Annotated in this window: 13 protein-coding genes; 1 reads left to right on the forward strand and 12 read right to left on the reverse strand. The window is 62.6% G+C overall.

From position 1 onward, the window contains the following. Positions 1 to 27: 27 nt before the first annotated feature. From lipA to OC610_RS11545, 12 genes are all read right to left on the reverse strand, one after another. Complete coding sequence (gene lipA / locus OC610_RS11490; RefSeq protein WP_408636572.1) at positions 28 to 1,050, reverse strand: lipoyl synthase; 1,023 nt, start codon at positions 1,048 to 1,050, stop codon at positions 28 to 30. 1 nt (position 1,051) lies between these two features. After that, entirely contained in the window at positions 1,052 to 1,699 is a 648-nt protein-coding gene (gene lipB / locus OC610_RS11495) for a lipoyl(octanoyl) transferase LipB (RefSeq protein ID WP_264427876.1), read from the reverse strand. Further along, complete coding sequence (locus OC610_RS11500; protein WP_030140373.1) at positions 1,699 to 1,974, reverse strand: DUF493 domain-containing protein; 276 nt, start codon at positions 1,972 to 1,974, stop codon at positions 1,699 to 1,701. Before OC610_RS11500 ends, lipB begins: the two co-directional genes overlap by 1 nt. An 82-nt stretch (positions 1,975 to 2,056) precedes the next feature. Continuing rightward, positions 2,057 to 3,214 carry a D-alanyl-D-alanine carboxypeptidase family protein gene (locus OC610_RS11505; RefSeq protein ID WP_264427877.1) on the reverse strand — a complete coding sequence of 386 codons (1,158 nt, stop codon included), beginning with the start codon at positions 3,212 to 3,214 and terminating at the stop codon, positions 2,057 to 2,059. A gap of 166 nt (positions 3,215 to 3,380) precedes the next feature. Continuing rightward, positions 3,381 to 4,406 (reverse strand): septal ring lytic transglycosylase RlpA family protein, encoded by a 1,026-nt coding sequence (locus tag OC610_RS11510; protein ID WP_269807963.1) that lies wholly within the window; start codon positions 4,404 to 4,406, stop codon positions 3,381 to 3,383. Then, on the reverse strand, positions 4,406 to 5,416 hold the full coding sequence (gene mltB, locus OC610_RS11515) for a lytic murein transglycosylase B (RefSeq protein WP_264427879.1): 1,011 nt from the start codon (positions 5,414 to 5,416) through the stop codon (positions 4,406 to 4,408). Before mltB ends, OC610_RS11510 begins: the two co-directional genes overlap by 1 nt. Before the next feature lie 17 nt (positions 5,417 to 5,433). Beyond that, positions 5,434 to 6,537, reverse strand: coding sequence for a rod shape-determining protein RodA (gene rodA / locus OC610_RS11520; RefSeq protein WP_051065975.1), 1,104 nt, complete (start codon positions 6,535 to 6,537; stop codon positions 5,434 to 5,436). 31 nt (positions 6,538 to 6,568) lie between these two features. Then, positions 6,569 to 8,464, reverse strand: coding sequence for a penicillin-binding protein 2 (gene mrdA / locus OC610_RS11525; RefSeq protein ID WP_264427880.1), 1,896 nt, complete (start codon positions 8,462 to 8,464; stop codon positions 6,569 to 6,571). Positions 8,465 to 8,474: 10 nt separating this feature from the next. After that, a complete protein-coding gene (rlmH, locus tag OC610_RS11530) occupies positions 8,475 to 8,942 on the reverse strand; it encodes a 23S rRNA (pseudouridine(1915)-N(3))-methyltransferase RlmH (RefSeq protein WP_003185785.1) in 468 nt (155 codons plus the stop codon). A gap of 9 nt (positions 8,943 to 8,951) precedes the next feature. Next, a complete protein-coding gene (gene rsfS / locus OC610_RS11535; RefSeq protein WP_030140379.1) occupies positions 8,952 to 9,446 on the reverse strand; it encodes a ribosome silencing factor in 495 nt (164 codons plus the stop codon). 71 nt (positions 9,447 to 9,517) lie between these two features. Further along, a complete protein-coding gene (nadD, locus tag OC610_RS11540; protein WP_249877246.1) occupies positions 9,518 to 10,189 on the reverse strand; it encodes a nicotinate-nucleotide adenylyltransferase in 672 nt (223 codons plus the stop codon). Positions 10,190 to 10,217: 28 nt separating this feature from the next. Further along, positions 10,218 to 11,489 carry a glutamate-5-semialdehyde dehydrogenase gene (locus tag OC610_RS11545; protein WP_264427881.1) on the reverse strand — a complete coding sequence of 424 codons (1,272 nt, stop codon included), beginning with the start codon at positions 11,487 to 11,489 and terminating at the stop codon, positions 10,218 to 10,220. Between the two features lie 198 nt (positions 11,490 to 11,687). Here OC610_RS11545 and OC610_RS11550 point away from each other — a divergent pair, with 198 nt between their 5' ends. Continuing rightward, positions 11,688 to 12,368, forward strand: coding sequence for a DNA-3-methyladenine glycosylase (locus OC610_RS11550; protein WP_264427882.1), 681 nt, complete (start codon positions 11,688 to 11,690; stop codon positions 12,366 to 12,368). Positions 12,369 to 12,384: the final 16 nt, after the last annotated feature.

Here is a 12,384-nt window from a genome sequence, read left to right on the forward strand (position 1 = left end):
GGATATACACCCCACCCCAAAAACAAATCAGGCCCCGAGCAACTCAGCCTTGACCAACTTAGCCTGCTCATCCGCATGATACGAAGACCGCACCAACGGCCCCGAAGCCACGTTCTTGAAGCCCATCTTGTACCCCTCCTCGGCAAACCAGGCAAAGGTATCCGGGTGTACAAAACGCTGCACCGGCAAGTGGCTACGCGAAGGCTGCAAGTACTGACCCAAGGTCAGCATATCGATGTCATGCTCGCGCATGCGCTTCATGACCTCGATGACTTCCTCATCGGTCTCACCCAGGCCCAGCATCAAGCCGGACTTGGTCGGAATGTGCGGCATCATCTGCTTGAAGCGCTGCAGCAAGGTCAATGACCACTGGTAGTCCGAACCCGGGCGTGCAGCCTTGTACAGGCGTGGCACGGTTTCCAGGTTGTGGTTGAACACATCTGGCGGCTCGGCAGCGGTGATTTCCAGGGCGATGTCCATGCGGCCGCGATAATCGGGCACCAGGGTTTCCAGTTGCACGTTCGGCGACAGCTTGCGGATTTCGCGGATGCAATCGGCAAAGTGCTGGGCACCACCGTCACGCAGGTCATCGCGGTCCACCGAGGTGATGACCACGTACTTGAGTTTCAGGTCGGCGATGGCGATGGCCAGGCTTTCCGGCTCGTTGACGTCCAGTGGCTTCGGACGGCCGTGGCCGACGTCGCAGAATGGGCAGCGACGGGTGCAGATGTCGCCCATGATCATGAACGTCGCGGTGCCGCCGGAGAAGCATTCGCCCAGGTTCGGGCAAGAGGCTTCTTCGCACACGCTGTGCAGCTTGTGCTTGCGCAGCAGGGCCTTGATGCGGTCGACTTCCGGGGAAACCGGGATGCGCACGCGGATCCAGTCGGGTTTCTTCGGCAGTTCGGTGGTGGGGATGATCTTGACCGGAATGCGTGCAACCTTCTCGGCGCCGCGCAGCTTGACGCCGGCCTCTACCTTGGCACGCGGGGCCGGACGTTCGGTGACGTCCTGCGTCGGGATCATGGTTTGCACTGCATCAGTAGTCATATCAGTCGATTCCGCCCGTGAGGGTCGTCTGCTCAGCATAGTCGAGGTGTTTGACGAGCTGCGCGCGCAGCCGGGCACTTACCTCGGCAAATTCAATCGATCCTGTGTGATCGCGCAGCTGGGTCATCGCCAGCCCTGCGTAGCCACAGGGATTAATCCGTCGGAACGGTTCAAGATTCATGTCCACGTTCAACGCCAGGCCGTGGAACGAACAGCCATGGCGGATCCGCAGGCCGAGGGACGCGATCTTCGCCCCGTCGACGTACACGCCCGGTGCATCGGGCTTGGCCGCCGCGACCACACCGTAGCTGGCGAGCAGTTCGATCAGGCACGTCTCCATGCGGGTGACCAGCTCGCGCACGCCGAATCCCAGCTTGCGCACATCCAGCAGCAGGTAGGCCACCAGTTGGCCGGGACCATGGTAAGTCACCTGCCCGCCCCGGTCGACCTTCACCACCGGGATATCACCCGGCAGCAATAGATGCTCGGCCTTGCCCGCCTGGCCCTGGGTGAACACCGGTGGGTGTTCGACCAGCCAGACTTCATCAGCCGCCGCGTCGCCGCGTTCATTGGTGAAGCGCTGCATGGCATGCCAGACCGGCTCGTAAGCCATCGTGCCCAGCTCTCGAAAGCCCAGCGTGCCCGGCATCACAACACCATGTGTACGAAACCGGTCGCTCGCAGCTCGCTGTTGATGTCGTAGAGCTGTTCCTGACCGGTGGCAATGATGTGCAACTGGATCGTCGTGTACTTGCCGTTGGTACTCTGGCGCTCGGCCAGGGTCTTGAGGTCAACGGTGGCATGTTTCTCAAGGATCGCGACGATCTTGTCCTTGAAGCCCACACCGGTATCGCCGATTACTTTGATCGGATAATCCGCGCAGGGAAATTCGATCTTTGGCGCCTTTACTTCAGAGTCTGTCATGGCGTAACGGCCTCGCAAGGCGTGGTAACGAACATGGCCCCGCGCCGGAAAGGAACGGGGCCATGCAGGTCAACACTCGGAATCAGTTGAACAAGCCGTAGAAGAATAGACGGATGCTATCCCACATGCGGCGGAAGATACCACCTTCCTCGACCGCGTCCAGCGCGATCAGGTCGGCGCTGTGCACCACTTTGTCTTCCAGTTTGACTTCGACCTTGCCGATGACGTCGCCCTTGGCGATCGGCGCGGTCAGTTGCGGATTCATGGTCATGCTGGCAGCCAGCTTCTTGAGCTGACCTTTAGGCAAGGTCATGGTCAGGTCCTGCGCCAGGCCGGCCTTCACCTGATTGCTGGAACCTTTCCAGACCTGGGCCTGGGCCAGCTCGGTGCCCTTCTGGTAGAAGGTCTGGGTTTCGAAGAAACGGAAACCGTAGGTCAGCAGCTTCTGGGTTTCAGCGGCACGAGCCACTTCGCTGCTGGTGCCGAAGACCACGGCGATCAGGCGCATGCCGTCGCGCACGGCCGAAGACACCATGCAATAGCCAGCCTCGTCGGTGTGACCGGTCTTCAGGCCATCGACGGTCTTGTCGCGCCACAGCAGCAGGTTGCGGTTAGGCTGCTTGATGCCGTTCCAGAAGAATTCCTTCTGGGAGTAGATGGCGTAGTGCGCCGGGTCTTCATGGATGATCGCCCGGGCCAGCAGCGCCATGTCGTGCGCCGACGAGTAGTGCTCAGGGTTCGGCAGGCCGGTCGGGTTCATGAAGTGGCTGTTGGTCATGCCCAGGTCGGCCACGGTTTTGTTCATCATGTCGGCGAACGCATCTTCGCTGCCGGCGATGTGCTCGGCCAGGGCGACGCTGGCGTCGTTGCCGGACTGGATGATGATGCCGTGCAACAGGTCGCTGACGGTCACTTGCGAGCCGACCTTGATGAACATCCGCGAACCGCCGGTGCGCCAGGCATTCTCGCTGACGGTGACCGGATCGTTCTCGCCAATCTGGCCACGACGGATCTCCAGCGTGGCGATGTAGGCGGTCATCAGCTTGGTCAGGCTGGCCGGCGGCAGGCGCTGGTCACCATTGTTCTCCACCAGCACATTGCCGCTGCTGGCATCCATGAGGACGTAGGCCTTGGCCGCCAGTTGTGGAGGCGAAGGCATCATCTCGACCGCGAACGCGGCCGGAGAAAGAAGCAGCGGGACTAGCAGGCAAAGGCGTTTGGCAAAGGTGGTGATGTTCATCCGTCTCTCGAAATCGCTAATGGAAACTGCCCGGAGGCAATACTAACAGGCAACCTTCTAACGGGCCGCCGCGTACTTAAGTTGCTCACTCAACCCTTGCCGGGCTTCTTATTATGCGTAGAGCCAACAACCTGGCCCGCCCAAACCGCAAGCGGACCTTTCAAATCTACTCAGCCGTGACCAGGCTCGGCGAACCGAGATTGGCCAGGCGCACGCTGTTCTGCACCTGCTGGACCTCACCCGGAGAACCGATCGGCCCCAGGCGCACCCGATGCAGTGTCTGCTGGTTGCGCACGATCGAGCTGATGAACACCGGCGCGCTGACCATCGAGCTCAGCTTCGACCTCAACAGCTCGGCAGCGTCCGGGTTGGCGAACGCGCCCACTTGCAGATACTGGCCAGACGCTGTTGCAGAAGCGTTTTTTTTTGGGTCGATCTGCACGGGCACCACGGCCGCCGCGTGTTGCTGCGGCGGTGGGGTCCATTGTTCGACCGTACCGGTGGAAGCCGTCACGGTCGGCGCGGCATTCTGCGCCACTTTCGGCTCGTTGAGCATCAAAGGCGCCGGACGGCCACGCTGGGCCCACCACTCCTGCGGATCGATACCTTCGACCTTGACCCGCGCCGTGCCGATTTCAGCGTAACCGAGCTTTTTCGCCGCCGCGTACGACAAGTCGATGATGCGGTCGGAATAGAACGGCCCACGGTCGTTGACCCGCAGGATCACGCTCTTGTTGTTGTCCAGGTTGGTCACCCGCACATAGCTGGGCAACGGCAAGGTCTTGTGGGCAGCGCTCATGCCATAAAGGTCGTAGACCTCGCCGTTGGCGGTGTTCTGGCCATGGAACTTGGTGCCGTACCAGGACGCCGTGCCCGAGGCGACATAGCGCTTGGAATCGGCCATCGGGAAATAGGTCTTGCCCAGCACCGTATACGGGTTGGCCTTGTAGGGCCCGGTGTGCAGGGTTGGCGTTGCGTCGGGAATGCGCGAGACATCGACGTCCCACCACGGCGCGCCATCCTTGTGGGCCCGGTTGATGTCCAGCCCCGGCGTAGCTCGCACGACGTTGCCGTTGTTCTGGGTCGGTGCGCGGCTGGTCGAACAACTGACGACCACCAGCGACAGCGCAGCCAATGCCACCAGCTTGAGGGGCCTGGCTTTCAGGGGTTGATAGGTAGGCATTGCCCGCATTATTTGACGCCCCGTGCTTTGACCAGCTCTTCAGACAGTTGATATACGGCCATGGCGTACATCACGCTGCGGTTATAACGCGTAATCGCGTAGAAATTCTTCAGGCCCATCCAATATTCGGGGCCCTGCTCGCCTTCCAGGCGCATTGCGGTGACTGGCATGTCATCACGCAGCGCATCATGACTCGACCAGCCCAACGCTCGCAACTCCCCGACGGTCTTCGTCGGCTCGATGCCCTCGGTCAGGCCCTTGTCCACCTGCTCGCCGCGCACATCGGCGCGGCTGACCACCGGCTCGCTGGCCTCCCAGCCATGCTGCTTGAAATAGCTGGCAACACTGCCGATGGCATCCGTCGGATTGGTCCAGATATTGATGTGGCCGTCGCCGTCGAAATCCACCGCGTAGGCGCGGAAACTGCTCGGCATGAATTGCGGCAGGCCCATCGCCCCGGCGTAGGAGCCTTTCAGGGTCATTGGATCGACTTGCTCTTCGCGGGCCAGCAACAGGAACTCGCGCAGTTCCTTGCGGAAGAACTCGGCGCGCGGCGGGTAATCGAAACCCAGGGTCGACAGCGCGTCGATCACCCGGAAATTACCGGTGTTGCGGCCAAAGAAGGTTTCGACGCCAATGATCGACACAATGATCTGGGCCGGCACGCCGTATTCCTGCTCGGCGCGGGCCAGGGCGGCCTCGTGCTGGCGCCAGAAATCCACGCCCCGGGCGATCCGCGCCTCGGTAATGAACATCGGCCGGTATTCGCTCCACTGCTTGACGCGCTCGGCGGGCCGGGAGATGGCGTCGAGGATCGACTGCTTGCGCTCGGCCTCGCGGAATACGCCCATCAGCTGTTCGCCGGCAAAACCATAGTCGCGGGTCATTTCACCGACGAACTCGGCCACTTGCGGCGAGCCTTCATATTCGCCTGCCACGGCATGCGGCGCACAGCCCAGGAAGCCGACCAGGCCGACCCACGGCGCATATCGCGTCGACCAGCCACGCATTGCTTGCATTGAACTCTTCACCTTATTCAAACCTGCGCGATCCACTTGCGGTGGGTATGGATCGACATCAAAACCCCAAACGCTGACAGTAGCGTCACCAGCGAAGTTCCTCCGTAGCTAATGAATGGCAACGGCACCCCCACGACTGGCAGCAGGCCACTGACCATACCGATGTTGACGAAAACATAAACAAAAAATGTCATGGTCAGGCTGCCGGCGAGCAATTTGCCGAACAGTGTCTGGGCCTGGGCGGTGATCACCAGGCCCCGGCCGATCAACAACAAGTAGATCAGCAGCAGCACGCAAATACCCACCAGGCCGAACTCCTCGCCCATCACGGCGATGATGAAGTCGGTGTGGCTTTCCGGCAGAAAGTCCAGGTGCGACTGGGTGCCCATCAGCCAACCCTTGCCGAACACCCCGCCGGAACCGATGGCAGCCTTGGACTGGATGATGTTCCAGCCGGTGCCCAGCGGATCGCTTTCCGGGTCGAGGAACGTCAGGATCCGCTGCTTCTGGTAGTCGTGCATCACGAAGTACCACATCGCCACCGACACCGGCACGGCAATGGCGATCACGCTGAGGATCCAGCGCCAGCGCAGCCCGCCCATGAACAGCACGAAGGCGCCACCGGCCAGGATCAGCAGCGACGTGCCCAGGTCCGGCTGGCGCACGATGAGGATGAACGGGATGCCGATCAGCAACAGGCTGATGCACACGTGCTTGAGCTGTGGCGGCAGCGTGCGCTTGGACAGGTACCAGGCGATGGTCGCAGGCATGATGATCTTGAGGAATTCCGAGGGCTGGAAGCGGATCACCCCGGGAATGTTGATCCAGCGAGTGGCGCCCATGGCGTTGTGGCCCATTACGTCCACCACCACCAGCAGGCCCACGCCCACCACATAGGCCAGCGGCACCCAGCGCGCCATGAATCGCGGCTCGAGTTGGGCAATGACAATCATCGACACCAGTCCGATGCCGAACGAAGTGGCCTGCTTGGCCAGCAGGTCCCAACTCTTGCCGCTGGCCGAATACAGCACGAACAGGCTGCCGGCCGCCAGGGTCAGCAGCAGGATCAGCAACGGCCCGTCGATGTGCATGCGCTGCAGCAAGGTGGCGCGACGGCGCATCACATCTTCGCTGGAGAGGATGCGGTCGAAATTATTCTTCACGGGCCGTAGCCTCCGCGCTGATGGGGCTTGCGAATTCGGGCTTGAGCTGGCCGTGCTCGTCCAGCAGCCAGGCGTCCATGACCTGGCGCACCACCGGGGCGGCGACGCCGGAACCGGACTCACCGTTCTCGACCATCACCGAGACAACGATCTTCGGATTCTCGGCCGGCGCGAAGCCGACGAACAAGGCGTGGTCGCGATGGCGTTCCTGGACCTTGGAGCGGTCGTACTTCTCGCCCTGCTTGATCGCCACCACCTGGGCGGTACCGCTCTTGCCGGCAATCCGGTACGGCGAGCCGATGGCCGCCTTGCGCGCGGTACCCCGGGCACCGTGCATCACCTGCTGCATGCCGTTGTTGACCTTCTGCCAGTCCGACGGGTTACGCAGGACAATGTCGGGCATCGGGTCCGGGTCCACTGGTTTCTCGCCTTCGATGGTCTTGGCCAGGTGCGGGCGATACCACTTGCCCTTGCTCGCCACCAATGCCGTGGCCTGGGCCAGCTGCAGGGGCGTCGCCTGCATGTAGCCTTGGCCGATCCCGAGGATCAGGGTTTCGCCGGGGAACCAGGCCTGACGGCGAGTCGCTCGCTTCCATTCCCGGGACGGCATCAGCCCAGGGGATTCCTCGAACATGTCCAGGGACACTTTCTGACCGATGCCGAACTTGTTCAGGTAGGACGACAACCGATCGATCCCCAGCTTGTGGGCCAGATCGTAGAAATAGGTGTCGTTGGAACGCATGATCGCTGTTTCCAGGTCCACGTAGCCGTCGCCGGTGCGGTTCCAGTTGCGATACTTGTGATCGTAGTTGGGCAGCATGTAATAGCCGGGATCGTAGACCCGGGTCGATGCGGTCACCACGCCGGAGTCCAGCCCGGCAATCGCCACGGCCGGCTTGATGGTCGAACCCGGCGGATAGAGCCCGCGCAGCACACGGTTGAACAACGGCCTGTCGATGGAATCCCGCAGCTCGGCGTAGGCCCTGAAGCTGATGCCGGTGACGAACAGGTTCGGGTCGAAGCTCGGCTGGCTGACCATCGCCAGGACCTCGCCGGTGTTGGGGTCCAGCGCGACCACGGCACCACGCCGCCCACCCAGCGCCGCCTCGGCGGCTTCCTGCAACTTGATGTCCAGGCTCAGGACAATGTCCTTGCCGGGAATCGGGTCGGTGCGCTTGAGCACACGCAGCACCCGCCCCCGGGCGTTGGTCTCGACTTCTTCGTAACCCACCTGGCCATGCAGCTCGGCCTCGTAGAAACGCTCGATGCCGGTCTTGCCGATATGGTGGGTGCCGCTGTAGTTGACCGGATCGAGGGTCTTGAGCTCTTTTTCGTTGATCCGGCCCATGTAGCCGACCGAGTGAGCGAAATGCGGCCCCTGGGGATAATGCCGCACCAATTGCGCCACCACTTCCACGCCCGGCAGGCGGAACTGATTCACAGCAATCAGGGCGATCTGCTCTTCGGTCAGCTCGAACATGATCGGCACCGGCTCGAAGGGGCGCCGGCCCTGCCGCATGCGTTTCTCGAAGATGACCCGGTCCTCGGGCGTCAATTGCAGCACCTCGACGATCACGTCGAGGACTTTCTGCCAGTCGCCGGAACGTTCGCGGGTCATGCTCAGGCTGAAGCTGGGCCGGTTATCCGCCACCACCACGCCGTTGCGGTCGAAGATCAGGCCACGGGTCGGCGGAATGGGCTGTACGTGTACCCGGTTACTTTCCGACAGGGTCGAGTGGTACTCGTACTGGATGACCTGGAGGAAATACAGCCGCGCGATCAGCACGCCAATCAGCGTCACCACCATGATTGCGCCGAACACGACGCGGCTACGCACCAGGCGGGCGTCTTTTTCGTGGTCCTTGATGCGGATCGGCTGAGGCATGGGGGCAGGATTACTTGTGGTAAGGGTGCCCGGACAGGACTGTCCAGGCACGATACAACTGTTCACCGATCAGGATCCGCACCAACGGGTGCGGCAACGTCAACGGCGATAACGACCAGCGCTGGTCGGCTCGGGCACAGACTTCCGGCGCCAGCCCTTCCGGGCCACCGACCATGAAATTGACCGTGCGCGAGTCCAGCCGCCAGCGATCGAGTTCGACCGCCAGTTGCTCGGTACTCCAGGGCTTGCCGTGGACTTCCAGGGTGACGATGCGCTCGTTCGGCCCGACCTTGGCCAGCATGGCTTCGCCTTCCTGGCGGATGAAGCGCGCCACGTCGGCATTCTTGCCACGGGTGTTGAGCGGAATTTCCACCAGTTCCAGGGCCAGCTCGGACGGAAGACGCTTGGCATATTCATGCCAGCCTTCTTCCACCCACTTGGGCATGCGGGAACCGACGGCGATCAGGCGCAGTCGCACAGCGATCCCTTATTGCTGGTCTTTGTTGAGCTTGGTGAAGTGCTCATGGGTGTTTTCCGGGCTGTGGTGCGCGGCGCTGGCCGAACGGCTCTGCTCGGCACCGGCCCACAGGCGCTCCAGGTCATAGAACTGGCGCGCCGACGCGGTCATCATGTGCACGATGACGTCGTCCATGTCCAACAGGACCCAATCGCTGTCGCCCTTGCCTTCTTCGCCCAGCGGCTTGACGCCCTGTGCCTTGACCGCTTCGCGGACCTTGTCCAGCATCGCGCCGATCTGGCGGTTGGAGGTACCGGTGGCGATGATCATGTAGTCGGTGATGCTCTGCTTCTCGCGAACGTCGATCACCTGGATATCCTGGGCCTTGACGTCTTCCAGGGCCGCCACGGCCACTTTGACCAGCTCTTCGCCGGCCAGCGCCACGCCGGTGTGTGCTTCTACCGGCAGCGGGGCGCTCTTGAAGGTGCCCTTGCGCTTTACTTTGTTCAGGTCTTTGTCAGTCATAAAAAACTCGTTTTGCTCATGTGTTCGGGCGCTCGGTACACGTTGATCCGTGTCGGCGGAGCGCGCCTTGTTCAGTTCGACGCACGGTACAGACCGTGCGCATCGATGTAGGCCAGGACCGCGTCGGGCACCAGGAAACGTACCGACTTACCGCTGGCCAGCAGTTGACGGATCTGGGTGGCGGATACCGCGAGCGGCGTCTGCCAGACGAATGCAATCTGTCCGCTCGGCCCCTTGAGGGCCAGCGGGTCGCTCACCGAGCGCGCCGCCAGCAGGTTGCGCAAGGCATCCGGCGGCTCGCTGTCGGCATCCGGGCGTTGCAGCACCAGGATGTGGCAATGCTGGAGCAACTCTTCCCAGCGATGCCAAGTGGGCAGGCCGCAAAATGCGTCCCAGCCCAGAAGCAGAAAAACCTGGGCTTCGGCGGCCAGTTCGGCGCGCATCAGCTCCAGGGTATCAATGGTGTAGGACGGTTTGTCCCGCTGCAATTCGCGGGCGTCCACCACCAACGGCGCCACACCGGCCACCGCGCACTCGACCATTGCCAGCCGATCCCGGGCCGACACCTGCGGCGTGTCCCGATGAGGCGGCCGGGCGCTGGGCGTCAGGCGCAGCTCATCGAGGGCCAGGGCGTCGGCAACTTCCAACGCACCGCGCAAATGGCCGATATGCACCGGGTCGAACGTGCCGCCCAGGATACCGATGCGCTTTGGCGCGGTCGCCGTCACAGCGGGCGTAGTCATAGGGACCAGTGGGTCAAGGTCGCCCAAGTCAGGCCGGCTCCTGGCCGCGCAACTGGCCGTCGCCGACCACGATGTACTTCTCGCAGGTCAGGCCTTCGAGGCCCACCGGGCCACGGGCGTGCAGCTTATCAGTAGAAATGCCGATCTCGGCGCCCAATCCGTATTCAAAGCCATCGGCGAAGCAGGTCGGGGTATTGATCATCACCGATGCCGAGTCCACTTGCGCCACGAAACGCCGGGTTTCGCCCTGGTGTTCGCTGACGATGGAGTCGGTGTGGTGGGAGCCATGGCGATTGATATGCTCGATGGCCTCGTCCAGCCCGTCCACGACGCGGATCGACAGGATCGGCGCCAGGTATTCGGTGTTCCAGTCTTCCTCGGTCGCCACCGCAGCCTCGATGATCGCCCGGGTGCGCTCGCAACCGCGCAGTTCGACGCCTTTTTCGCGGAACTGGGCCGCCATCGACGGCAGGAAATCCTTGGCTACGGCCTGGTCCACCAGCAGGGTTTCCATCGCGCCGCAGATGCCATAACGGTAAGTCTTGGCGTTGAAGGCGATGCGCTGGGCCTTCGGCAATTCGGCATGGGCACTGACGTAGACGTGGCAGATGCCGTCCAGGTGCTTGATCACCGGCACGCGGGCATCGCGGCTGACCCGTTCGATCAGCCCCTTGCCACCACGCGGTACGATGACGTCGACGAACTCCGGCATGGTGATCAGCGCGCCGACCGCTGCACGATCAGTGGTTTCCACCACTTGCACGACGGCGGCCGGCAGATTGGCTTCGGCCAGGCCGCGCTGGATGCAGGCGGCAATGGCGCGGTTGGAGTGGATCGCCTCGGAACCGCCACGCAGGATGGTCGCGTTACCGGACTTCAGGCACAGGCTCGCGGCATCGATGGTCACGTTCGGCCGCGACTCGTAGATGATCCCGACCACGCCCAGGGGCACGCGCATCTTGCCGACCTGGATACCCGACGGCCGATAGCTCATGTCGCGGATCGCCCCGACCGGGTCCGGCAGTGCCGCGACCTGACGCAGACCGACGATCATGCCGTCGATGCGTGCCGGGGTCAGCGCCAGGCGTTCGAGCATGGCCGGCTCGAGCCCATTGGCCCGGCCAGCGGCCAGGTCCAGTTCGTTGGCGGCGGACAACTCGGCGCGAGCGGCGTCCAGCGCATTGGCGGCGGCCTGCAGGGCGCGGTTTTTCTGCGCGGTGCTGGCACGGCCGATGATGCGCGACGCTTCGCGGGCGGCGCGACCCAGGCGGGTCATGTAGTCAAGAACGGACTCAGTCATGGTCTGTGTGGTCTTGGCAAAGAGGAAAGCGGCAGATTATAGCTGTCGTAACCCTCGACTAACAGCGCGGACTAACAGCAGTGACCGGCGGAGATTGAAAAGAGGCCTAAACAGCCAACATTCCGTTCACTGTTCAGCGGTAATTAAGCGATCCGTTGTTATGATCGCCCTATCTTTGGCCTTACCTCGTCCACTGCCATGACTGATTCGCCTCCAACGCCAAACGCCTTGCCCCACGCTTTTTTTGACCGCGACGCCCAAGTCCTCGCCCAGGACCTGCTGGGCAAGGTCATTCGCCACAAGGTCGGTGACCTGTGGCTCAGTGCACGGATCATCGAGACCGAAGCCTATTACTTCGCCGAAAAAGGCAGCCACGCCTCCCTGGGCTACACGGAAAAGCGCAAGGCTTTGTTTCTGGATGGCGGGCACATCTATATGTATTACGCCCGGGGCGGTGATTCACTGAACTTCAGCGCCCAAGGCCCGGGCAACGCAGTCTTGATCAAATCCGCGTACCCGTGGGTGGACGGCATCAGCGGGCCGGCGAGCCTGGCGCAGATGCTCCTGAACAACCCCGACGCCCAGGGCCGGCCGCGCACACCGCAAAAGCTCTGTGCCGGCCAGACCTTGCTGTGCAAGGCTCTGGGCCTGAAAGTGCCGGATTGGGACGCCAAGCGCTTCGACCCGGAACGGTTATTGGTGGAAGACGTCGGCGTGCCGACGGTCAATGTGATCCAGACCACTCGCCTGGGCATCCCGCTGGGACGGGACGAACACCTGCCCTACCGCTTCGTCGATGCCGCCTACGCCCCGTGGTGCACCCGCAACCCGCTGCGGCGCGGACAGGTCGAGGGCCGGGATTATTTTTTGCTGTCCTGAATACTACGCAGTCCCA

It is taken from the genome of Pseudomonas agronomica (genome assembly GCF_025917275.1).
GTDB lineage: Bacteria > Pseudomonadota > Gammaproteobacteria > Pseudomonadales > Pseudomonadaceae > Aquipseudomonas > Aquipseudomonas agronomica.

Excerpts from the sequence above, each read along its gene's own strand:
- OC610_RS11545 (WP_264427881.1), bottom strand. The coding sequence starts at position 11,489 with ATGACTGAGTCCGTTCTTGACTACATGACCCGCCTGGGTCGCGCCGCC.
- OC610_RS11550 (WP_264427882.1), top strand. The coding sequence starts at position 11,688 with ATGACTGATTCGCCTCCAACGCCAAACGCCTTGCCCCACGCTTTTTTT.
- rsfS (WP_030140379.1), bottom strand. The coding sequence starts at position 9,446 with ATGACTGACAAAGACCTGAACAAAGTAAAGCGCAAGGGCACCTTCAAG.
- rodA (WP_051065975.1), bottom strand. The coding sequence starts at position 6,537 with ATGCGCCGTCGCGCCACCTTGCTGCAGCGCATGCACATCGACGGGCCG.
- OC610_RS11505 (WP_264427877.1), bottom strand. The coding sequence starts at position 3,214 with ATGAACATCACCACCTTTGCCAAACGCCTTTGCCTGCTAGTCCCGCTG.
- mltB (WP_264427879.1), bottom strand. The coding sequence starts at position 5,416 with ATGCAAGCAATGCGTGGCTGGTCGACGCGATATGCGCCGTGGGTCGGC.
- OC610_RS11500 (WP_030140373.1), bottom strand. The coding sequence starts at position 1,974 with ATGACAGACTCTGAAGTAAAGGCGCCAAAGATCGAATTTCCCTGCGCG.
- OC610_RS11510 (WP_269807963.1), bottom strand. The coding sequence starts at position 4,406 with ATGCGGGCAATGCCTACCTATCAACCCCTGAAAGCCAGGCCCCTCAAG.
- mrdA (WP_264427880.1), bottom strand. The coding sequence starts at position 8,464 with ATGCCTCAGCCGATCCGCATCAAGGACCACGAAAAAGACGCCCGCCTG.
- nadD (WP_249877246.1), bottom strand. The coding sequence starts at position 10,189 with ATGACTACGCCCGCTGTGACGGCGACCGCGCCAAAGCGCATCGGTATC.
- lipA (WP_408636572.1), bottom strand. The coding sequence starts at position 1,050 with ATGACTACTGATGCAGTGCAAACCATGATCCCGACGCAGGACGTCACC.
- lipB (WP_264427876.1), bottom strand. The coding sequence starts at position 1,699 with ATGCCGGGCACGCTGGGCTTTCGAGAGCTGGGCACGATGGCTTACGAG.